Source organism: Proteinivorax tanatarense (assembly GCF_040267685.1).
GTDB classification, from domain to species: domain Bacteria; phylum Bacillota; class Proteinivoracia; order Proteinivoracales; family Proteinivoracaceae; genus Proteinivorax; species Proteinivorax tanatarense.
Map to the genome: position 1 here is coordinate 499,213 of NZ_CP158367.1, position 23,473 is coordinate 522,685.

Here is a 23,473-nt window from a genome sequence, read left to right on the forward strand (position 1 = left end):
AAATATGGAAGCTGCTCAAAAAATTAGAGAACAAACAATAATAAATTTCCCTAAAGGACTATTAGGTTTTGAACACCTAAAGGAATATATAATTTTAGAAGAACCGGGTAGCGAAGGGATATTTTATTGGCTGCAATCATGTCAAGAATCTACGGTGGAGTTTTTGGTAACTAGACCCCAGTTGTTTGTTAACTATAAGGTCAATGTCGAGTTAGAACAACTTGAAGATATCGGTGTAACTAAACCAGATCAAGTGGAAACCCTTTCTATAGTCAACCTACCTCAGGATATAACCAAGGCAACAGTTAATTTAAGGGCACCTGTTATCATCAACCATCAAACGTTACAAGGCAAACAACTAGTACTTAATGACGAAAAGCTATCCATAAAATATCCTTTGTATAAAAAGGAGCTTAAGTAATGTTGGTGCTAACTAGGAAGGTGGGACAGAGTATAACAATCGATGATGAAATTGAGGTTGAAATCATCGAAAGCAAAGGTGATAAAATAAAAATAGGAATAAAAGCACCTAAAAGAGTATCGGTACACCGAACAGAGGTTCATAAAGAAATAGAAAGACAAAATCAAGAAGCTCTAGACCATCGAGGAGATATTAAAATGCTGCTAAAAAAATTACGAAAAGACTAAAGTACCAAAAAAATACAGAATAACTCTTAAGTTTTGCTTTAATATTTCGATATATTTAATAACAGAGTGACAAAACTTAGGAGGAGATAATACTATGAAGGTGGAAACAACTAACTCAATATCTGCAATTAAAGATATAAAAAAAGAACAAAATAAAGAACATACACAACAGAATCAATATAGCCAACAAAATCAGAAGATGGAAATTCCCAATATGGTGGAAAATACTGAGCAAGCTGTGGATATGCTAAATGAAACGGTGCAAGTGGTAGATAAGCGCTTGGAATTCGAGGTTCATGAAACCTTAAGCAGAACTATGGTAAGAGTGCTAAACAAAGAAACTGAAGAGATTATACGGGAAATTCCTCCTGAAGAAATATTAGATTTGGTAGGAAATATGCTGGAAATGGTGGGCATAATCGTAGATAAAAAAGTATAGGGGAGAGTGAGTAAAATGCGTATTGGTGGAATGGGTAGTGGTATGGATACCGAATATATGTTGCAACAAATTATGAAAGCAGAAAGAATGCCTCTAGATAGACTTCATCAGCAAAAACAAGTCCTAGAATGGAAGCAAGAAGACTACCGGGAACTTAATTCTCAAATGTTTGCTTTTAGAAATACTGTTAATGACATGACCCGTAGAAGCAATATGATGCAGAGGGCAACATCCTCAACTAACGAGAATGTAGCCACAGCTTCTGCAACTAGAGATGCCCAAGACGGACACTATCGGGTCAAAGCAGATAAACTTGCTGAACGTTCCCATGCTCAAAGTGATGTTATGGGCATAGAGGAAGGGCAGAGCTTGGATGAAGTAAAGCTATCAGAAACCAACTTTATGGAAGAAGGATTTGAGGGTACTGTTACAATAAACGGTGCAGAAATAGAAGTAAGTTCAGAAACCACCGTAGAAGAATTTATAACCGCTGTTAATGAATCAGATGCTAATGTTCAAATGTTTTATGACAGTGGACAGGACAGGCTTTTTTTAAGCTCCAATGATACCGGCGAAGGTGAAATTACAATTAGCCTAGATGGTCAGCCTATTTCAGGGGTAAATGAAGCAGATAAATTTTTTAGTGTTAGACCTGGTAATGATGCTGAGGTACAAATTAATGGATTTACACTTAATCCTTCTGAAAATGAATTTGCCTTTGGAGGGGTTAACTATTCTATAACAGAGACGGGTGAAACTACCGTAAATGTAGGCCTTGATCATGATAATATGTATGAACAAATCGAAAACTTTGTTGAAGAGTATAATAAGTTGCTTTTAAACACTAATGAAAAGCTTAAAGAACCGATACATCGTGATTATCCGCCGCTAACAGACACGCAGAAAGAACAACTTTCTGATAGAGAAATAGAGCAGTGGGAGGAATTGTCTAGAACCGGACATTTAAGAAATGACGCAATTTTAAACCAAAGTGTACACAGCCTAAGAAGAGCAACCTCTGAAAGAATGGAAGGAGAGTTCGATAGTTTATCTGCAATTGGGATAACTACAGGAGACTATCGCGAGGGTGGTATACTTCATATAGATGAAACAAAGTTAAGGGAGGCTATTGAATCAGATCCGGAAGGTGTTTTTGAACTTTTTAGCGGAAATGAAAATAGTGACGGTATCGTAAAAGGAATTAACGATTCTCTAACCAACTCTATGGATAGAATCGGTCATAGAGCAGGTCGGGGTGAAGGAATAGATAGGACTAGTTATATTGGACGGTCTTTAAGGGATATTGATAATAGAATAGACCGTATGGAAGATAGACTAGAACGAGTTGAAGAACGCCATTGGAAACAATTTACTGCTATGGAAAAAGCACTATATGAAATGCACAGTCAAGGGAATTGGCTGCACCAACAATTAGTAGGAATGTAAGATGGTCAACCTAAAAGCCAGAACGCGAACAGCGTTCTGGCTTTTAGGTTGACAAATAAAGCTAGAAAAAACCAAAAGAGAATAAGGCTAATCTCAAAAGAGGCAACAACAAACCTAGTTCACGCCATAACCTACCCCAAAAAATAAACACCGTAACACGCAAGGAAAATAACACCCCCTACCACACACCATGGCAGAAAACACAACATTCCTATCAACCACCGTAGCAGGAGAAACATCACCTAATTAACCGCCGTAGCAGGTAATTCATTGCCTGCGGACATGGCCGCTAAAATGGAATAGGCCTGAGGTTCACCACCACAACCCGGGGAATGAATTCCCCTCTACGCAGGGGGAAAACATATCCACCACACACCATGGCAGAAAACACAACATTCCTATCAACCACCGTAGCAGGAGAAACATCACCTAATTAACCGCCGTAGCAGGTAATTCATTGCCTGCGGACATGCCCGCTAAAATGGAATAGGCCTGAGGTTCACCACCACAACCCGGGGAATGAATTCCCCTCTACGCAGGGGGAAAACATATCCACCACACACCATGGCAGAAAACACAACATTCCTATCAACCACCGTAGCAGGAGAAACATCACCTTAATTAACCGCCGTAGCAGGTAATTCATTGCCTGCGAATATGACCACAGAAATGGGATAGGCCTGAGGTTCACCACCACAACCCGGGGAATGAATTCCCCTCTACGCAGGGGGAAAACATATCCACCACACACCATGGCAGAAAACACAACATTCCTATCAACCACCGTAGCAGGAGAAACATCACCTAATTAACCGCCGTAGCAGGTAATTCATTGCCTGCGGACATGGCCGCTAAAATGGAATAGGCCTGAGGTTCACCACCACAACCCGGGGAATGAATTCCCCTCTACGCAGGGGAAAAACATATCCACCACACACCATGGCAGAAAACACAACATTCCTATCAACCACCGTAGCAGGAGAAACATCACCTTAATTAACCGCCGTAGCAGGTAATTCATTGCCTGCGAATATGACCACAGAAATGGGATAGGCCTGAGGTTCACCACCACAACCCGGGGAATGAATTCCCCTCTACGCAGGGGGAAAACATATCCACCACACACCATGGCAGAAAACACAACATTCCTATCAACCACCGTAGCAGGAGAAACATCACCTTAATTAACCGCCGTAGCAGGTAATTCATTGCCTGCGAATATGACCACAGAAATGGGATAGGCCTGAGGTTCACCACCACAACCCGGGGAATGAATTCCCCTCTACGCAGGGGGAAAACATATCCACCACACACCATGGCAGAAAACACAACATTCCTATCAACCACCGTAGCAGGAGAAACATCACCTAATTAACCGCCGTAGCAGGTAATTCATTGCCTGCGGACATGGCCGCTAAAATGGAATAGGCCTGAGGTTCACCACCACAACCCGGGGAATGAATTCCCCTCTACGCAGGGGAAAAACATATCCACCACACACCATGGCAGAAAACACAACATTCCTATCAACCACCGTAGCAGGAGAAACATCACCTTAATTAACCGCCGTAGCAGGTAATTCATTGCCTGCGAATATGACCACAGAAATGGGATAGGCCTGAGGTTCACCACCACAACCCGGGGAATGAATTCCCCTCTACGCAGGGGGAAAACATATCCACCACACACCATGGCAGAAAACACAACATTCCTATCAACCACCGTAGCAGGAGAAACATCACCTAATTAACCGCCGTAGCAGGTAATTCATTGCCTGCGGACATGCCCGCTAAAATGGAATAGGCCTGAGGTTCACCACCACAATCCAGGGAATGAATTCCTCTCTACTATTATCTTTTCTAAAACATAATAATTATGGTATTATAAATACAACAACTTAAAAACGTAAGTTAACAACCTCTACTCAATAATAAACTAGCGAGAACAAAAAAATTATTAACCATAAAGACATTATCATCAAGGAGGAAAATAAAAATGGAAAAAGTTATTGAAATTTACAACGAACTTCTTAATGAATACCTACAACTAAAAAGCAGCTTTATAGATCAAAAACAACTCAAAGAAGACGAACTAGTCAAAGTAGAAGACATAATTGAAAAAAGAAAGAAACAGATGACAAAGATAGATGACATAACAGAAAAGCTGCAGCAGGCAAAATTAGATATAACCGAAAAGCATAAAATAGAAGAATTTAATTTTATCAACCTTGAGGACAAAGTGCCGAAAGAGCAGCTTTCTCAACTAAAAGAACTAACGGAAAAAATCAAACAACTTTTAAAAGAAATAATGGAACTAAATCAAACAATAACTTCAGACTATGAATCAAGATCAAAAGGCTCACAACACAAACTAAAAACAGTAAAACAAGGAAAAAAAGTCCACAAAGCCTACGCAAAATCCCAACAACCAGCATTTTTTTTAGATAAGAAAAGTTGATTGGAACAGCAGACAGTTGGGCAGGGGGACAGGGAATTCAAGGGATAATTTGTAATTTTACTTTCCATCACCAGCAACCAGCCATCCGCCATCCTAAAACAATAAAAAAACAAAAAACAAAGAAAAAGCTAGAAAAACATAAAAAATGAGATATATACTGATTTAATTAGCATTAAAGCTTAAAAATGGAGTTTAAGCTTTGAGGCAATCCCCCGATAAATATAATAGAAACATAAAAAAGCTAAATTCCAGGTTGCGGCCGGCTTGGGATTTAAGCAACACAAACTACAAGTGGGCAAGGACGCCCGAAAACAAATTCAAGGAGGAATTTTAAAATGAGAATTAACAATAACATGATGGCGCAAAACACCCACCGTCAGCTGGGTAATGCAACACAAGCTGGTGCAAGATCAATGGAGAAACTTTCTTCAGGTATGAGAATCAACCGTGCAGGAGACGATGCAGCTGGTCTATCAATCAGTGAGAAAATGCGTGGTCAAATCCGTGGTCTGAACCAAGCTTCAAGAAATGCACAAGACGGTATTTCTCTAATTCAAACAGCTGAAGGTGCTTTAGACGAGTCCCACAACATTCTACAAAGAATGAGAGAACTAGCTGTTCAAGGGTCAAACGATACTAACCATGATAACGACCGTGAAGCTATTGCAAACGAAATGAATGAACTTATAGAAGAGTTAGACCGCATAGCTGATAACACCGAGTTTAACGAAAAGGAACTTTTAGACGGTAGTCTTGATTCTGATGACGATGGAGACTCTATCAACTTCCAAATAGGTGCAAATGCAAATCAAAAAATGACATTAGAAATCAAGGATATGGGCACTGAAGGTCTTGAAATCCACGAATTAGCTGTTTTAGGAGATGATGCAGACGCTCTATCCCACACAAACTTCGAAAGCGCAATCGAAAATATCCAAGGTGCAATTGAAAAGGTGTCTGCACAACGTTCTGAACTAGGTGCAGCTCAAAACAGATTAGAGCATACTATTTCTAACCTAGATAATGCATCTGAAAACCTACAAGCTGCTGAGTCAAGAATCCGTGATGTAGACATGGCTGCTGAAATGATGGAGCAAACTAAGCAAGGAATTCTTGAGCAAGCTTCTACAGCTATGCTAGCTCAAGCAAACATGGCTCCACAAAACGTACTTCAATTACTTGGATAAATCAAGCGAACCAGTTTTAGTACTTTTCTAAAATTAGGTTAGTAGATTAATCCTATGGCATTAGGATTAGGAGTTTTCTTATAACATTTTGATAACAGGTCAACACATATCCTAAGGAGTTGATCGACCTTCAAAGCATAAAATTAAGCCAGGGGGAATTATTCTCTCTGGCTTTTTGATAAATTTATATAGATAACAGGGAGACAGGAACTTTGTTACATTCATTGAAGGACATTCAATCATTGGTTCTATGTCAAGAAAAAGGACAAGTTAAATTTAGTAAACCTGTAATCTAATTTATATAGCATGTTTTTTTTCAAACTCATGGGGCGACTCCATTTTACAGTGACCGTGAATTCTTTTAGTATTATAAAAAGCATCTATATATTCAAAGACTAACTCATGAGCATGCATAAGGTTTTTAATGACATACCTATTAAGCCATTCCCTTTTTATTAAAGAATGGAATGATTCTATTACAGCATTATCCCAGGGGTTACCTTTCCTTGAATAGCTGTGAATAAACTTTTCAGCTGGAGTTGCTTTTAAATATGCTTTTGAAACATACTGAATCCCTCTGTCACTATGAATAATAACAGGAGTATCTAAAACATTATTTCTCTTAGAATTTTCAATGGCTTTAACAACCCCAGCAGTAGATAAACTATCTGACAGATGCCAACCTACTATAGCTCTTTAATATAGGTCCATTACTGATGTTAAATATACAAATCCTGTAATTGTGGGGATATAAGTAATATCTGTTACCCATACTGTATTAGGGGCTTTGGGGTTGAAGTTTCTATCTAATACATTTTTAAGCTTAGAATCAAAATCTGGGTCTATGTAGTTCGCGTATAAGGACTTACCCAAATTGCTTTAATACCAAGCTCTTTCATATAGTTGCCCACAGTCTTTTCTGATACTGCATGCCCTCTGGATCTTAATATAGAAGTGATCTTAGGTGCTCCATATATTTGATGTGATTCATTATATATCTCGGTAATTTCTGTGCAAAGAGATCTTTTTCTTAACTCTTGATTTGAGGTGGTTCTCTTTTTCCAGCTATAATAACCTGATGATGAAACGCCTAGTTTTTTAAGCACACTGTTAACTGAAATTCGGTGCTTTTCCGAGGCTGCTTTTACCTCTGTGTAGATTGCTTCAGTTAATCTTCGTTCAGTATGCCTATGGCCTTTTTTAAGATATTAAGTGCATCCTCTTTGTCTCTTAATTCTTTTTTTAATTTAGCAATTTCTTTTTCAGCATCGGATGAATAATTTCCCGAGCCACGGTGGTTGACAACCCCTTCATTTGCTTTAGCACTGTTAATCCATCCTGCAAGACCCGAGGAACTAATATTAAGATCTGATGCAGATGCTTTTATTGATTTTCCAGAGGAGTAATAATAATTGACGGCATCCTGTTTAAACTCTTCACTATATCTTTTGTTTTTTTACTCATAATAAATCTCTCCTTATCTGATTTCTATATTATATCAGATACACAGAAATTACTATGTTTAAGTTCTCCTATTTTTATTCTAGCATCACATTGAGTAAATCTTGCTATTATGAGATATTTCCTTTATTGACCTAAAGGATACATAATCTGATATAATTATATTAAGTAGTAGTAGCTATTAAACATTTTATCATTAAAAGAGGGATTACAGTTATCACTGTAGAAAAAAAGTACAAGAACCTGCTAGAGCTTATAGAAAGGAAGTTATTAAATGGATAGTATAAATAAAGTAAAAGATGGAATTCGTAGTTTTATAGATAGGGGACATTATCCGCAAGCCTTGCAAATTTTGGAGCAGTATGAAAAGAAGAGACCTGAAGATCCTGATGTTTTTAGTTTAAAAGCTATGATTTATGTTGGTAAAGGTGATGTAGACACAGCAATTGAGGTTCTAATTTCTGGGATACAAAATAATCCTAAAGATTTTGATATGAGATATAATTTGGCATATTTATATGAACAAAAAGGAAAGCTTATAAAATCATTTGATACATATAATGACAGTAAAGATATCGCCAAATCAACAGAGCAACTAATTAGTGTGGAGAATGCCTTAAAAAAATTAAAACATACCATTAAAATTGCTGTTGAAGGCAATCAAACACATAGTCCTGATGAAAAAAACATACCTTATGGCATAAAAAATGTAAGAAGCAAAACAAAATTGGTGGATGTAGAAATAAACAAGTGCAGCGACATTTTTGCTTTTGGGTTTGGGGATGATGACTGGCACCCCTTTGTAGAGCTTTTAAAGGAGTATAAAGAATGCCCTAATTTAAAATACCAGGAGTCGGTGCTGGGAAGGTTTTATCAACTATTTAGGCCAGAAAACTTGCAGGACGCAATAGGAGGAGAGAACGGTATTAAAGCTCCTGCAAGTCAGGGATGGTCACCTCTCCCTTGGTCTGTACATTCAAACAAATGTTATCTAGAAAACAAAAAGCAGAAAAAGACTGTGGACCAGCAAAACTACTTTTTTGGCCCTAACTCTAATCAAAACGGAAAAATTGAAATGAAAAAGTTGATAGACTATTATAAGCTAATAAATGATACAGGTTATCACCCTGATGTTTTTGCTGCTGATGGTATAAGTGGGTATATGCTAAAAAATAAAAATGAATACAGGTTTGTAGTTACTAGCGGTCACCACTTTGTGGCAACATTAGCTGTATTAGGGTACAAGTCTATAAGGTGTCAGCTACCTATGACAAAAGACCAATCTAAGGTTGTAGATATAAAAGAGATTAACAAATGGCCACAATTACAAAAGAAAATATACAATAAAGAGACTGCTACAAGATTTTTCTACTCTTTCTTTAAAGATATGGGCAGAAAGAAAGCTATAGAATCTGATATATTGTGTAAAGATATCACAGCAAGGGAACAGGAGCAGTTTAGCAAATATGATATTGATATTAAAAACAGGCATAATGTTAAGTTTTATAATGCTGGTTTGTTAAAAGACATTGATGAAGACTACGTACAAGAAGTACAGCAGTATTGGCAAAAGCATTATGGAAAAACAATAGATCCCGGCCAACACATAGCCCATGCTAATTTAACGGGACAAAAGGATCCACGGGTGATTCCTCATAACATAATGTGGGGAGAATTTATTCCTTTTTTTAATGACACCATGATGGGCAAAGTGGGATATAGCGACAAAAATATATATGATAAGCTAATACCTGCTCCTAATCGAGCTGTAAATGTACTAAAAAGGGTAAGAGGGAAGTATTTTGATGCCGATAACAATTATTTGGGGAGCGAAGAAGCTTTTAGATTACTAAAAAGTCAATCTAAAGACCTTATAATAAAGCCTAGCACAACTGATGATGGCAAAGGCATTGCAAAGCTTAACATAAAAGGATCTAATGTGTATCACAAAGGGAAAATAATTGACATCTCAGACATTGAAAAGATTTGGGGAGTAAATTTTTTAGTGCAAGAGTCAATTCAACAGCACTCTGTGCTGGCTGAGCCTCATTCTTCATCAGTTAATACCCTTAGGATGGTTACATTAAGGTGGAAGGGGGAGGTACACAACCTCTTGGCATATGCTAGATTTGGTGTTGCTGGCCAAGTTCAAGATAACTCTGGTGCAGGGGGAGTTTGTTGTGGGATTACAGAAACAGGGGAATTTATGGATTATGCTATAGATAAAAAAGCGAATATCTATACTCATCATCCCACAACTAATTACTGTTTCAAAGACTACGCTAAGGTCCCTAATTATGATAAGTGTAAAAAGCTTGTCAGAGATTTGCATAAAGAAGTACTTCATTGTGATTTGGTTTCATGGGATGTTGTGGTTGGGACCGATTGTGAACCTATATTTTTAGAGTTAAACTTTTGGGGACCAACTTTCTTATACCAAATAAACTGTCAAACACCTTTATTCGGTGACCTTACAGGAGAAGTTCTTAAACACGTAAGAGATAATCGGGGGAAATAGATTATATTGAAGGAGGCATACTATGACAAACGAAGATATTAGGGGAGTAACAGAGGGGCAGGAACTTTGTTACATTTTAAGCTAAAAACGGGTTAGCAAAAGAAAAATTAATGAGTAATACCTCTAAGTCAAAATTATAAAACCTAATTGGCCACGAAAACGTCGAAATAAGCTATATGCTGGGACTAGGATCTAAAGATGTTGAAATAGTGGACTGATGCTGGGTCTGAAACACCATTAGAAGAACCCATTCAAAACCCAGGTGACACAAGAAATTGGCATGCTACACAGGAAGCTTTTACAGTAAAAGATACAGATACATATACAGAAAAAAAGCTCCGCCTTTCGAAGGCACAAAGCAGGTTGTCATTTTGAACGTAGTGAAGAATTTATGAACTTAGAATTTAGAAAAACGTAACAAGGGGACAGGAACCTTGTTACATTTTGTTAAGTTGTTGGCTAAGTTTAGTTAGAAATATGTGCTTTTTGAATTTTTTGTTAGTTTCTGTTTAAAGAATTATTTAACTGATATAATTATATTAGAGCATAATTATATCAGTTTATTTAACACTATATTTATTTCAGAACATGCGTTTTTTTAAAAGGAGGATCATCATGACAAATGAAGATATGAAAGTAATAGAAAATACTTTACTTTAGATTTACTGGAAACTATGGAAGAGGGACTTAATTATGTAAGACAGAAGTAATATGAAGTAACAGGGGGACAGGAACTTTGTTACATTTTAAGCTAAAGACGGGTAGCAAAAAGAAAAAGTTAGAGAGTAATATCTTAACAACAGGGGACAGGAACCTTGTTACATTTTAAGTTAAAGACGGATTAGTAAAAGAAAAAGTTAGAGAGTAATATCTTTAAGTAAAAAATTTAATACCTAAATTGCAAATAACAGGGGGACAGGAACCTTGTTACATTTTAAGCTAGAAACGGGTTAGCAAAAGAAAAATTAGTGAGTAATACCTCTAGGCAAAAATTTTAAAGCCAAATTGGCCACGAAAAAGTCGAAATAAGCTATATGCTGGGACTAGGATCTAACGATGTTGAAATAGTGGACTTGTGCTGGGTCTGAAACACCATTAGAAGAATCCATTCAAAACCCAGGTGACACAAGGGATTGGCATGCTACACAGGAAATTTAACTTTAAAAGATAAATCTATGAACTTAGAATTAGATAAGTACAGATAAGCAATATATCACTGGGGACAGGACTGTTTCTCCACATATTCGCCAGCTTAGGTTTTGAGTCGACGCTGAACAATCGTTTAGCAGTTGTTGGACAACTGTTGAGCCATCGTCAAAATAGGATTTTCCTAAAGCAGCAAATATGGTAGCCAATTTCGTAATAACCGTTTACTGTGGTTAATCAGTTTTCTCCTTAATCTCCTAACCGACAAACAGATGCATTTATTTCAAACTTAAGATTCTTCGCTGATTCAGAACGACATAAGGAGTTCAGCACACAAAGGAGGCGGTGTAACGGGGCAGAGCAATGAGTGAAAAGTGTAATAGAGGGGTGTAACGAAGGACTTTGTTTTATTAAGGATTATCTCACTTTAATAAAGAATTTTCTTAAAATAAGTATTTTTTATTCATGGATTATTAAAGAATAATATAATCTGATATAATTATATTAAATATTATTATGCAGCCGTTATATATTGTTAGAAACGTAATGTTGCAGGTTAGTTGTTGTGAATCATCTACTACCAAAAACTGGTTGAAACTAACAATTGAATGTGGGGAGAAAATTTAGCTGCTGACTAAAGAGGAAATTTTATAAAAGGAGGCGTATCATGACTAATGAAGATTTAAAAGTGGTTGAAAATACTTTAGAATTACTGGAAACTATGGAAGAAGGAATAAACTATGTGATAAAGAATTTTAAGCCTGAGGAAGCCATGGGGATGCTTATGGATATAGTTAATGCTTTTGCCAGCATAGAAGAGGCTGTGGGAAATTTACTGCCCAAACTGCCTGAAAATGAGATAGTTTCTAAGAATACCAAGCTCAAGGATAGCTTGGAAGTAGTGATCGGTGATTATGAGTCAAATAACGGTCAAAAAGCTATAGATTTAATACAAAATAATTTAGCGCCAATGTTTAATGAATGGAAAGAGGAAATAGAAAGTCACTTAAGAAAATACGTTGCCAATTAATCAACTGCTTGCGGGCCTATGTGGATGTGTAGCTGGTGGCTGGTGGCAGGTAGCTGGTGGTTGGTGGCTGGTAGTTAGACAGAATGTTCGGTCAGGACATGGTTAACAAAAATGGTCCAACACATGGTTAACAAATCATATAAAATGTTAGGTGAAAATTCATAAGGAGGTTTCACCTAATGCCATGGGAGGAGAAAAGTAAAGTGGATCAAAGAGAAGAGTTTGTTAACCGTGCACTAACCGAAAAAATATCTTTTACAGACCTATGTGCTGAATATGGCATAAGTAGAAATACAGGTTACAAGTGGAAACACAGGTATGAACAATATGGGCTTCAAGGATTAAGGGACCTAAGTAAAAGGCCCAAGGAGAGCCCCCAAAAGTTATCAGAAGACTGCATTATAAAAATACTAAATATTAAACATGCTCACCCCTCCTGGGGAGCCCGTAAGATACAAAAGATTTTCGAAAAAAATTATCCTTTTGAAAGCGTACCTTCTGAAAGTAGCATAAAAAGAATTTTTGAAAAAGCTGGGTTAGTTAAAAAAAGAAGAGTTAAAAGAGCTGATACTAACCAAGATGCGCTTAGGCAGCTTATCCAGCCTGAAAAACCTAACGATGTTTGGTCGGTCGACTTTAAAGGTTGGTGGTACTCCACTGATAACAAAAAATGTGACCCCTTAACTATCAGAGACGACGATAGTAGATACCTTCTTGCGACACGATTATTGCAAAGACAAGCCACAGAACCTGTAAAAGAAGTGTTTGAAGAGGTATTTAAAAAGTATGGCCTTCCAAAAACCATTAGAAGTGATAACGGCACACCTTTTGCGCATAGAGGGAGTTTATTAGGACTAACTAGGTTATCAGCTTGGTGGATGTCACTGGGAATTATTCCAGATAGGACAGAAGTTGCCAAGCCTCAGCAAAATGGCGGTCACGAAAGAATGCACAGAGATCTAAAAGCTGAGGTCCAAAAAATTAATAACAGTACTTATTCCCACAACCAAAAGATAGTTGAAGAATGGAGAAGAGAGTTTAATCATGTAAGGCCTCATGAGGCACTAGACTATCAAACGCCAAGTGATAGGTACACGCCATCTGAAATTAAATATAATGGCAATGTGGATGAGATTATTTATCCGGTCAGTTTTGAGCGAAGGAAGGTAAATTCAAACGGTGCAGTGAAAATCAAATCCATAGAAATAACATTAAGTTATGCGTTATATGGCTATCACGTTGGCTTGAGTCAAAAAGATGAACATAACAGACTAAATGTTTGGTTTAACAGATTTTTATTAGGTGAAATTGACTTGCAAACCTATAAGTTTTACACTATTCAAAATGAAGAAAATAACAAGAAGTGTTAACCATGTCCTGAACCAAAAGTGTTAATCATGTCTTGAACCTGTACCGAAGATAGTAGAATAGAAAACATAATATGGAGGTCAAGTTCATTATTAGAGCTTAAGATCCTTCGCTAACGCTCAGGAGGACAGTGAGAAGCTTTGTCCACTGTAAACTCGCCCTTGACTAATATCTATTCAACTAAGGTCTTCATTGTCAATTGTCCATTGTAAATTGTAAATTCGCCCTTGACTGCAACCTATCCAACTAAGGTAGTCATTGTCCATTGTAAATTAGCTTTTAAAAGAAATTAGGTGAGACAAAAGTGAAACTTGGAAATTGTAAGAAATGTGGCAAGGTGATATATTCCAGTGGTTATTTTATGTGTAAGGAATGTAAAGGTAAAGAGGTGAGTTCGTATAGGATTGTTAGGGATTATGTGTATGATAATAAAGGGGCAACGGTGATGGAGGTGGCTGAGGCCACTGGGGTTGAACAGTCGATTATCCTACGGTATGTAAAGGACGGCTGGATATCCTTACTAGATGATCGAACAATTTTGCCCCAGTGTAGGCTGTGTGGGGATTTTGTAGATTGTGGAGAGCTTTGTGATAACTGTAAGTAAATGAGGTGATGTTGTGAAGATAAATAATAACTATATCAACTTAGCTACATACAAAAACAAATTACAAAACTTAACTAGCGGTAAAATACCCAAAGTAGCGCCAACACAAATAGATCAAGTTGAAGATATAAGCAATCATGGGCTAAAAGAAAACCATAGAGTTAGTTATACTTATAACAAAGAGCTAAAAAGGAATATAGCCCATGTAATCGATAACTCTACCGGAGAAGTTGTACAGAAGAGAATTTCAGATGCAGAAGTTGATAGAATGATTCGGACTAAAAGGATGCTTGACAAGGGATAGCTAAACCATAATTAAAAACTTTTAAGTCCTGCCAAACCAGTTATTAAAATGTCATTGTAAAATTAGTTGTATTAACATGATGACAAAAATGTTGTGAAAGGGGATGATACCATGGATATAGTGGCATTATCTATAGGTTTAAATCAAATGAAGCTTCAAAATGAAGTGAGTACTTCGGTTATGAAGATGGCAATGGATTCTGCCGAAGGGCAGGCTAATGACATGACCAAAATACTAGAGGCTAACACCAAGATGATGGAGCAGTCTGTTAATTCTAATTTGGGAGCTAATATTGATTTAAAGGTGTAAAGAACTTCCTAGCATGGAGTGACACGTATTAACATCTAATAAATAAGTAAAGGCCTTACTTTGGAAAAATATTATGCAGATGACGAGCTTAACTATAGGTCATTTATTAATGTTGTTGAGTATAGGCTTAAAAGATAATCCTAGGTCTTGCCGAGTATTGAGGGGATTACAGGGAGCTAAACTAGCCTGGAGTTTTTGTAAGAAGAGTATGACATGATATAAATTGTTCTCAATATGGTGAAAAGGATTGATATGTAGAGATGAACATCTGGAAGTCTTTATGGTTTCTTTATAAACTTGCAATAATAAATTAATATTTTTTACATGCTGAAACCATAAAATTTGGTATTCAAGAGAGTTAGGTAATTGCAAATAACTTCGGGGGATTCTTATGAAATTATTAAAATAAGAACTATTATATCAGACTTTGTGAAGTTTTCTAATCGTCTACCAGTCATAAACGAGGAGGAGTTAACATTGAAAAACGAAATATTACTGGAAAGTGGAACCAATGAGTTGGAAATAGTCATTTTTAAAGTTGGAGATTTGTCCTTAGGGGTAAATGTGGCAAAAGTAGAGTCTATAATAACTCACCAGAAAATTACTGGGCTGCCCAATACCCATCCTAACATAAAGGGGGTTATTAATCATCGAGGTAGGGTGTTGCCAGTTTTAGATATGGCAAATACTTTAAATAAAGAATGTGGCAAAAATGAACAAGAAAGACTATTGATTTTGATGTATATAAATAACAGTGATTTTGTCATCGAAATTAGTGAAGTAGTGGGGATAAAAAGACTTTCATGGGACCAAGTTGAAACTCCTTCAGAAATTTTAACAATGGATAACGAAACGCCAGCAACCGGTGTAGTAAAATTAGAAGACGAAGAAGTTGTATTAATACTTGACTTTGAAAAAATATTAGCAGATATGGACCAAAACTTGTCAGTTCAAAAAACATCAATTACTAGTGGGTTAGAAGGTAGAAAATTGGTTGTAGCCGAGGACTCATCTTTTCTGTTAGAAGTGGTAAATGATTCATTTGTAAAGGCAGGCGCGAAAGTAGAAAAGTTCAGCAACGGCAAAGATGCTTTGACTTATCTGGAATCAGTAAATATAGGTGAGATTTATTGTGTAATTACAGATATAGAGATGCCTGTAATGGATGGTCTTACGCTAACTAAAAATATTAAAGAAAACCCAAACTTGAGAGATATACCTGTGATATTGTTTTCTTCCATAGTAAGTGATGGATTAGTCCATAAAGGAAAAAGTGTTGGCGCAGATGCGCAGATTACAAAACCTGAAATTGATAAATTAGTTTCATTGGTAACGAATATAACTAAGAAATCTTAATGTCTATATTAAACGCTACGAAACGGTAACAAGAGAATTGTTACCGTTTGCGGGTGAGCAACGTCTCACCAAATACCGCAGCAGGTAATTCATTGCCTGCGGCTACGGCTGCTCAAAAGTGACAGGTTGTAGACTCGCTACTACAATCCGGGGAATGAATTCCCCTCTACGTGGGAGAGCAACACTCCCACCAAACTCCGTAGCAGGTAATTCATTGCCTGCGGCTACGGCTGCTCAAAAGTGACAGGTTGTAGACTCGCTACTACAATCCGGGGAATGAATTCCCCTCTACGTGGGAGAGCAACACTCCCACCAAACTCCGTAGCAGGTAATTCATTGCCTGCGGCTACGGCTGCTCAAAAGTGACAGGTTGTAGACTCGCTACTACAATCCGGGGAATGAATTCCCCTCTACGTGGGAGAGCAACACTCCCACCAAACTCCGTAGCAGGTAATTCATTGCCTGCGGCTACGGCTGCTCAAAAGTGACAGGTTGTAGACTCGCTACTACAATCCGGGGAATGAATTCCCCTCTACGTGGGAGAGCAACACTCCCACCAAACTCCGTAGCAGGTAATTCATTGCCTGCGGCTACGGCTGCTCAAAAGTGACAGGTTGTAGACTCGCTACTACAATCCGGGGAATGAATTCCCCTCTACGTGGGAGAGCAACACTCCCACCAAACTCCGTAGCAGGTAATTCATTGCCTGCGGCTACGGCTGCTCAAAAGTGACAGGTTGTAGACTCGCTACTACAATCCGGGGAATGAATTCCCCTCTACGTGAGGTAGCAACGTCTCACCAAACGCCGTAGCAGGTAATTCATTGCCTGCGGCTATGGTTGCTTGGCACAGTTTTGATTTGGATAATTTTGTTTTAACTACTAAAAAACATAGAGTTTAAGATTTTTTATCAAAAGAGGCAGGCGATATGATAATATCACCTGCCTCTTTTAATTAAAGAAATAAAGTGTACTTAATTTGTATGGGGTCATAAGCCAGTTAACTAATATACCAGTGTTATTTTTCTTTACTTGATTTTGTGTTATCAAACTTAAACTCTTTAATAGAGTGAGTCATTTCTTTGGCTAGGTCGGACAGATTATCGCTGGAATTAGAGATTTCCTCCATGGCTGCAGTTTGTTCTTCTACAGAAGCCGAAATTTGCTCTGTGCTTGCGGCATTTTGCTGAGCAATGGCAGAAATGTGTTCTACTAAAGTAATGATTTCATCTTTTTTTGTTTCCATGTTATCACCGGATAAATTTAAATCCTCTAGCGCTGCCTTCATTTTTTTCAGCGAGCTTTGAATGTTGTCGAATCCCTCTTTCGTCTGTTGTGCCTGCTGCTCTTGTTTTGATGTTATATTATCTACTAATTCCATATCTTTTACTGCTAAATTTACTTTTATTGTGAGGTCTTCTATTATTTTTATGATATCATCGGTAAATTGGTTAGACTGCTCTGCTAGCTTTCTAATTTCGTCAGCTACTACCGAAAATCCTTTGCCAGCTTCTCCAGCTCTTGCTGCTTCTATTGCAGCATTTAAAGCCAGAAGATTTGTTTGCTCAGCGATATTTTGAATTAGTCCGCTAGCGGTTTCGATTTTTTCAGCGCTTTTTTGGGTTTCCTCAACTACTCCTTTAAAGTTGTTTGTTACTTCTCGGTTTTCTTTAGTGGTGATTAACAAACCTTCCATAGACTTTTGTCCGCTTAATTGATACTTATTTACCTCATCTATACCGCTATTGAGATTTTCTAAACGTTGTTGATTCATATTTATATAATCTCCTAGTTTATTTACAGCGCTAGCGCCTTCAGTTGTTTCTGATGCCTGTTCTGAAGTACTGTTAGCGATTTCTTCAACGGCTCTTGCTACTTCGTCTGCTGCTATAGAAGAGTTTTTGCTGGTAGTTGTTAATTCTTGGGCTGAAGTTGATACGTCCTCACCGGCTTTAGAAATTTTTTGAATTAAAGTTATGATATTGTTTTGCATCTGAGTACTTGAGCGTATCATATCACCGATTTCATCGTTGCGTTTCGCATATTTAATTAGGTCTTTGTCTTCGTTTATTGTGAGATCGTATTGAGAGATACGTTTGAGTTTTTCCGCAACTGATAAAATTGGTTTAGCCGTACGATTAGCTACCCCAAAAGCCGCGCCTCCGCTAATGAGTATTGCTATAAAAAATATTATAAAAAATAAAGTGCGGAAAGTGTTCATGCCTGATAATAATTCATCCCAATGAACTTCCACCATAAGGTTCCAGTCTTGGGTTTTTTGGATAGGAGAGTTTAGCAAAACAGTTTGTTCTCCGTCTAAATCCGTCTCTAATATTCCTGGTTTAGTTTGGCTTATATCCTCAATAGAAACACCGGAGTAATAATTTTCAGTGCCTATTTGTTCACCAACTAGGGAACTATTGGGGTGAGCTAATATAGTACCGTCGCTACCTAAAATCCATCCAAACCCTGCATCACTAATGTTAATATTTTCTAACATAGAGGTAAGTTCACTTAAATAGATAGAGCCGGAGATAGCTCCCACCCTTTCACCTTGATCATTATTAATACCATGAGCAATGACTACTAACATTTCACCATCAATAGAAGACGGAAAGGGGTTGGTTATGTAGAAATCCTCTCCTTGTTGAAAAATGGCATCCATATATTCGCTGCTACTGAAGTCGTAGGTTTGAAGATCAGCATCATATGCTGTCCCATCAGGGTACACTAAAGATAAAGTGCTGAAATCGGTGTTTTCTACAATATTGCCAAGTAACGGTGCAGCAAGCTCTGGTTCCATTTTTTTTACTGCATCGTTTTGAGAAATAATATAAGCTTCTGAAACTTTTCGTTGCAATAGTCCTTCAAGATTTTGAGAGTAAATGTCTATAATTTCTGTATTAAGGTCTTCTGACAAGTTTCCTGTTAAGTTGCTCGCAGAAAAATATAAAATTATACCCATTGCAGAAATTAATATGAGGCATACTGTTAAAAAAGTTGCGGTCATTTTTCCTTGCAAACCTTTCATGGTATCATCCTTTCTTGTTTTATCTTTTTGTTAGATTATCAGCCCACGTAATAAAAAATATAATAAATAAAAAAGGTACTAATTTACCTGTTTTACTTCGCTATATTTTGCAAAAAACCTTTAATTATATCGAAAAATGTCTAAATATAGCATATTTACGTACTAAATTCTAAGTACTTCATTGCCTGCGGCTATGGCTGCTCAAAAGTGACAGGTTATAGACTCGCTACCACAATCCGGGGAATGAATTCCCCTCTACGTGGGAGAGCAACGCTGCTAGCAAATGCCGTAGCAGGTACTTCATTGCCTGCGGCTATGGCTGCTCAAAAGTGACAGGTTATAGACTCGCTACCACAATCCGGGGAATGAATTCCCCTCTACGTGGGAGAGCAACGCTGCTAGCAAATGCCGTAGCAGGTACTTCATTGCCTGCGGCTATGGCTGCTCAAAAGTGACAGGTTATAGACTCGCTACCACAATCCGGGGAATGAATTCCCCTCTACGTGGGAGAGCAACGCTGCTAGCAAATGCCGTAGCAGGTACTTCATTGCCTGCGGCTATGGCTGCTCAAAAGTGACAGGTTATAGACTCGCTACCACAATCCGGGGAATGAATTCCCCTCTACGTGGGAGAGCAACGCTGCTAGCAAATGCCGTAGCAGGTACTTCATTGCCTGCGGCTATGGCTGCTCAAAAGTGACAGGTTATAGACTCGCTACCACAATCCGGGGAATGAATTCCCCTCTACGTGGGAGAGCAACGCTGCTAGCAAATGCCGTAGCAGGTACTTCATTGCCTGCGGCTATGGCTGCTCAAAAGTGACAGGTTATAGACTCGCTACCACAATCCGGGGAATGAATTCCCCTCTACGTGGGAGAGCAACGCTGCTACCAAATGCCGTAGCAGGTAATTCATTGCCTGCGGAGATGGTCGCTCTGTGGCAACATTATTGGTATTGGGCAATTTTGTTTTGATTAATTTATTTTTCATAAAAGTGGCAGGAGATATGATAAAATCTCCTGCCACTTTTATGAAGGACATTATGCGAAATTTGATTAGTATGGGTTTATTAGGTCAGCTTATTTGTAAAAGAAGAGTGTTATTTTTCGTTAATTGATTTTGTGTTATCAAATCTAAACTCTTTAAAAGTGACTCACTTAATTGTAATTTTTCTTACTGATTGATTGTAGGCTGTTTTCATAAGTTTTCATAGGACAGGGTACAACTGGTTAGGGATACTATATATTTAAGAACTTTGATTTTTTTCCGATATATTATGATATGATATATGTAGTATAGTTTATAAACATACCATAAAAAATAGGGATTATGTACCAGTAAAAATAAAATTAAGGAGTGGAGTCTGATGAAAAATGAGAGTTATAAAACAAATGAAGAAATATTGGCTGCTTTTAAGGTTGTTTTGCCATATATCAATAGGATAGCTCATGAAGATATGGCAGTTGGGTTAACTGATTTAGAGAAGTATGTTGGGTACTACAGAGCAGATGAATTTGAACTAGACTTGCCAGAAGGCAAGCCAATTGAGGGAATAAAAAATATACAGCAGTGTATAAAAGAGCAAAAGGATACCATTGACAATGTTCCCCCCGAGGTGTATGGAAGAGCTATTAAAACCATATTTACGCCAATTTATGGAGAGAATAATGAAATTATAGGCACTTTAAGCTCGGGGATAGATTTTGAAAACAATAAGAAGCTTGTGGAAAATGTAGAAGATGTGTCAGAGGTTACTCAACAGGTTACAGATAGTATGAATGAACTGGCTGCTGCATCAGAAAATTTAGCAGATTCAGGGCAAGTGTTGATAAAAAAAGTAGATGACTTAACTAGCAAGCAAAAAGATTCTTTAAATATTCTAGACTTAATAAAATCCATATCAGCTCAAACAAACTTACTAGGTTTAAACGCATCTATTGAAGCTGCTAGGTCAGGAGAACACGGTCGTGGGTTTGCAGTAGTAGCTGAAGAAGTTAGAAAGCTAGCAGAAAAATCGCAAGAGGCTGTTACAAAGATAGAAGGGATTTTAGGTGATATGAATACCAGTGTTTCGGCGATTAACGAAAGTATTGATGCAGTAGGTGCTATTAGTGAGGAACAAGCAGCTACCGCCCAAGAAGTTTTAGCAAATACCGAGCAAATCAATGATACAATTAAAGAGTTATCGGGGTTTGTAGAAAAATATAAATAAGTAGGGTGGTAGGTAGAGGATAGTTAGATAGAAGATAGAAGATAGAGGATAGCTAGATAGTAGAAAGCATCACATGGAGGTCAAGTTCATTATTAGAGCATAAGATCCTTCGTTAAAGCTCAGGATGACAGTGGGTCTTAAATGTAATTTAGCTCTTGAATTTCCCTGACCAACTGACCAACTGTCTGCTGTCCAACTGCCTGCTATCCAACTAAGATTTTAATCATCAATTGTCCATTGTAATTTGTAAATTATATAAAGCGGCAGGAAAATGGCGAATGATGTAGAAAAATATCATTATGGAGAAAGGGGGCGAGTGGGATTTATTATTCTACGTTAAAGCAAAGGGATAAGCAGGCTGTTTTTGAATTTATTGATGAAATCAATGTAAGTTATAACGAAAGACAATCTATTTCTGAAGAGTGGTTTGACGTGATGGTTAAGCAGTATAATCATTGCGTAGCTTTGGCAAAATCTAATAATAAGGTTGTGGGAATGGCTACTTTAATGTCTGGCGAGGCTGAGGGAGTTGGTCAGCTAAATATATTTGTGCTGCCTGAACATGCTCGCCAAAATATTGGATTAAATTTGTATCGTATGTTGATACAACGTACACAAAACAATTATAACGAATTGGTAGCTCACACCAAACGTAGTGTATCCTCAGGCCTTGCTTTTGCAAAGCGCTTGGGTTTTGAAAAAGAAAAACAGGTGTACCAACTTAAGATAAATTTGAATGTTTATAAAAAAAGAAAAAAATGTTGTTTTTTAGAGAGGGTTACTAAAGATAACTTGAATAGATATAATAAAATAATAGAGGAAAACTTTAATTATACTTTAGATGAATACGGTCTTAATCAAATGTTAAAAGATAGTGATGTAGCGATATACTTGGCTTATCTCGGTGAGAATGCCAAGACTCCAGTGGCTACTTTTACTCAGCAGGTTAGAAATGGGAATAGTGCTTATGTTTATGATGTTGCGGTGTGTAAAAAGATGCAGCATAAAGGTTATGGTACCGTTGTCATGAATACCTGTTTTTTAAATCTTTTAAAAGCTAAAGTTAGCACAGTGGAGCTTCTGGTGGATAAAATCAATGTTGCTGCTTTAAACTTTTATAAGAACTTAGGTTTCAAGCAAGAGGATGTATTAGTACAATGGAGAGGAAGAGCTAACTAATGAAGATAAGAAATGTCTTTAATAAAGTACAAACTCAAAAACAAATAGAACAAACTCCCGAAGTTAGTGCATCCACGGCAAAGTTAAAGGAAAAAGCTCAGCAGAACGCTTCGGATAAGCTTTATAGATGGAGAAAGGCAAACTCTAAGCTTCATAGTTTACATAGCCTATGTATTTCTCTAGAGAAAAAATGGCAACAAAAATCTAGACATATGTGGGATGATGTGGATGATTTCTGTCAAAGATACAATTTAGCTATAGAATACTTAGAAGAGCTGGCTCAAAAAGAACCACAGTTTTCTATTGATATGGTAGAGAAAGTGGAAAGCACAATCAAACCTGCCTATCAATCAAATAGAGGTGGTTTGACAAAGTCAGTGAAGGGAATACAGCCTTCCAGCTCTATGCCCGTTGATATTAAAGAAATTTGGCTAGGTGACAAAGGAGTCCTTAAAACTTTAAAGGCAGTTATATACAAAGAGTTTTTGTCGCCCCATAGCGCTGCGGCATACAAAATGGAGAAAATAGGGCAAAAAATTAAGAGTTTAGACGTTAATTTAGACGCCAATTATGGTATAGTTAAAGATAGAATAACAGGTTCTTCTAATTGGCACCAAGGGGCATCTGCTATATACAATCAGATGAGTAACCAACGTAAATGGTTGGACAGGCAGTTAACAGATTTGGCAGAATTTTATGTAGGTGATACTACAACCGATGGCTAATCGTAAAATAAAGCTACTTTAAATAGCTTAGTTAGAAGAAATATTATAAAGACAG

20 protein-coding genes and 1 pseudogene are annotated in these 23,473 nt (G+C 37.4%); 17 read left to right on the forward strand and 4 right to left on the reverse strand.

Going from position 1 to position 23,473, the window contains the following annotated elements; translation table 11 throughout:
* Positions 1-4 precede the first annotated feature (4 nt).
* From fliW to PRVXT_RS02545, 7 genes are all read left to right on the forward strand, one after another.
* Positions 5-421 (forward strand): flagellar assembly protein FliW, encoded by a 417-nt coding sequence (gene fliW / locus PRVXT_RS02515; RefSeq protein ID WP_350344128.1) that lies wholly within the window; start codon positions 5-7, stop codon positions 419-421.
* Entirely contained in the window at positions 421-648 is a 228-nt protein-coding gene (csrA, locus tag PRVXT_RS02520; RefSeq protein WP_350344129.1) for a carbon storage regulator CsrA, read from the forward strand. Before fliW ends, csrA begins: the two co-directional genes overlap by 1 nt.
* Positions 649-742: 94 nt before the next feature.
* Positions 743-1,087 (forward strand): flagellar protein FlaG, encoded by a 345-nt coding sequence (locus tag PRVXT_RS02525; RefSeq protein WP_350344130.1) that lies wholly within the window; start codon positions 743-745, stop codon positions 1,085-1,087.
* A gap of 15 nt (positions 1,088-1,102) precedes the next feature.
* Complete coding sequence (gene fliD / locus PRVXT_RS02530) at positions 1,103-2,533, forward strand: flagellar filament capping protein FliD (protein WP_350344131.1); 1,431 nt, start codon at positions 1,103-1,105, stop codon at positions 2,531-2,533.
* Positions 2,534-4,528: 1,995 nt separating this feature from the next.
* Positions 4,529-4,990, forward strand: coding sequence for a hypothetical protein (locus PRVXT_RS02535; protein ID WP_350344132.1), 462 nt, complete (start codon positions 4,529-4,531; stop codon positions 4,988-4,990).
* The gene (locus PRVXT_RS02540; protein WP_350344133.1) at positions 4,987-5,139 is read left to right on the forward strand and encodes a hypothetical protein; all 153 of its coding nucleotides are present in this window, start codon (positions 4,987-4,989) and stop codon (positions 5,137-5,139) included. Before PRVXT_RS02535 ends, PRVXT_RS02540 begins: the two co-directional genes overlap by 4 nt.
* A gap of 186 nt (positions 5,140-5,325) precedes the next feature.
* The gene (locus PRVXT_RS02545) at positions 5,326-6,177 is read left to right on the forward strand and encodes a flagellin (protein WP_350344134.1); all 852 of its coding nucleotides are present in this window, start codon (positions 5,326-5,328) and stop codon (positions 6,175-6,177) included.
* A gap of 297 nt (positions 6,178-6,474) precedes the next feature.
* Here PRVXT_RS02545 and PRVXT_RS02550 read toward each other — a convergent pair whose 3' ends face one another.
* The 3 genes and pseudogenes from PRVXT_RS02550 to PRVXT_RS02560 form a co-directional block, all read right to left on the reverse strand.
* Positions 6,475-6,867, reverse strand: coding sequence for an integrase core domain-containing protein (locus tag PRVXT_RS02550; protein ID WP_350345091.1), 393 nt, complete (start codon positions 6,865-6,867; stop codon positions 6,475-6,477).
* 152 nt (positions 6,868-7,019) lie between these two features.
* Positions 7,020-7,283 carry an IS3 family transposase gene (locus tag PRVXT_RS02555; protein WP_350344135.1) on the reverse strand — a complete coding sequence of 88 codons (264 nt, stop codon included), beginning with the start codon at positions 7,281-7,283 and terminating at the stop codon, positions 7,020-7,022.
* Positions 7,284-7,345: 62 nt separating this feature from the next.
* A pseudogene (locus tag PRVXT_RS02560) lies at positions 7,346-7,621 on the reverse strand (transposase); the annotation flags it as partial.
* A gap of 291 nt (positions 7,622-7,912) precedes the next feature.
* Here PRVXT_RS02560 and PRVXT_RS02565 point away from each other — a divergent pair.
* From PRVXT_RS02565 to PRVXT_RS02595, 7 genes are all read left to right on the forward strand, one after another.
* Positions 7,913-10,156 (forward strand): sugar-transfer associated ATP-grasp domain-containing protein, encoded by a 2,244-nt coding sequence (locus PRVXT_RS02565; RefSeq protein WP_350344136.1) that lies wholly within the window; start codon positions 7,913-7,915, stop codon positions 10,154-10,156.
* A 1,813-nt stretch (positions 10,157-11,969) separates the two neighbouring features.
* Positions 11,970-12,332, forward strand: coding sequence for a hypothetical protein (locus PRVXT_RS02570; RefSeq protein ID WP_350344137.1), 363 nt, complete (start codon positions 11,970-11,972; stop codon positions 12,330-12,332).
* Between the two features lie 179 nt (positions 12,333-12,511).
* Positions 12,512-13,702: an IS481 family transposase gene (locus PRVXT_RS02575; protein WP_350342451.1), complete on the forward strand. Its 1,191-nt coding sequence runs from the start codon at positions 12,512-12,514 to the stop codon at positions 13,700-13,702.
* A 302-nt stretch (positions 13,703-14,004) separates the two neighbouring features.
* Positions 14,005-14,304, forward strand: coding sequence for a hypothetical protein (locus PRVXT_RS02580; RefSeq protein WP_350344138.1), 300 nt, complete (start codon positions 14,005-14,007; stop codon positions 14,302-14,304).
* A gap of 13 nt (positions 14,305-14,317) precedes the next feature.
* Entirely contained in the window at positions 14,318-14,608 is a 291-nt protein-coding gene (locus tag PRVXT_RS02585) for a flagellar protein FlaG (protein WP_350344139.1), read from the forward strand.
* 111 nt (positions 14,609-14,719) lie between these two features.
* The gene (locus PRVXT_RS02590) at positions 14,720-14,917 is read left to right on the forward strand and encodes a YjfB family protein (RefSeq protein ID WP_350344140.1); all 198 of its coding nucleotides are present in this window, start codon (positions 14,720-14,722) and stop codon (positions 14,915-14,917) included.
* Between the two features lie 477 nt (positions 14,918-15,394).
* The gene (locus PRVXT_RS02595) at positions 15,395-16,273 is read left to right on the forward strand and encodes a chemotaxis protein CheV (protein ID WP_350344141.1); all 879 of its coding nucleotides are present in this window, start codon (positions 15,395-15,397) and stop codon (positions 16,271-16,273) included.
* A gap of 1,017 nt (positions 16,274-17,290) precedes the next feature.
* Here PRVXT_RS02595 and PRVXT_RS02600 read toward each other — a convergent pair.
* Positions 17,291-19,237, reverse strand: coding sequence for a methyl-accepting chemotaxis protein (locus PRVXT_RS02600; RefSeq protein ID WP_350344142.1), 1,947 nt, complete (start codon positions 19,235-19,237; stop codon positions 17,291-17,293).
* A 1,428-nt stretch (positions 19,238-20,665) separates the two neighbouring features.
* Between PRVXT_RS02600 and PRVXT_RS02605 the strand changes: the two genes are divergently transcribed.
* From PRVXT_RS02605 to PRVXT_RS02615, 3 genes are all read left to right on the forward strand, one after another.
* A complete protein-coding gene (locus tag PRVXT_RS02605) occupies positions 20,666-21,514 on the forward strand; it encodes a methyl-accepting chemotaxis protein (RefSeq protein WP_350345092.1) in 849 nt (282 codons plus the stop codon).
* Positions 21,515-21,925: 411 nt separating this feature from the next.
* Positions 21,926-22,693 carry a GNAT family N-acetyltransferase gene (locus PRVXT_RS02610; RefSeq protein WP_350345093.1) on the forward strand — a complete coding sequence of 256 codons (768 nt, stop codon included), beginning with the start codon at positions 21,926-21,928 and terminating at the stop codon, positions 22,691-22,693.
* Positions 22,693-23,418, forward strand: a complete 726-nt coding sequence (locus PRVXT_RS02615) for a hypothetical protein (RefSeq protein WP_350344143.1) — start codon at positions 22,693-22,695, stop codon at positions 23,416-23,418. The genes PRVXT_RS02610 and PRVXT_RS02615 overlap by 1 nt, the downstream gene beginning before the upstream one ends.
* Positions 23,419-23,473: the final 55 nt, after the last annotated feature.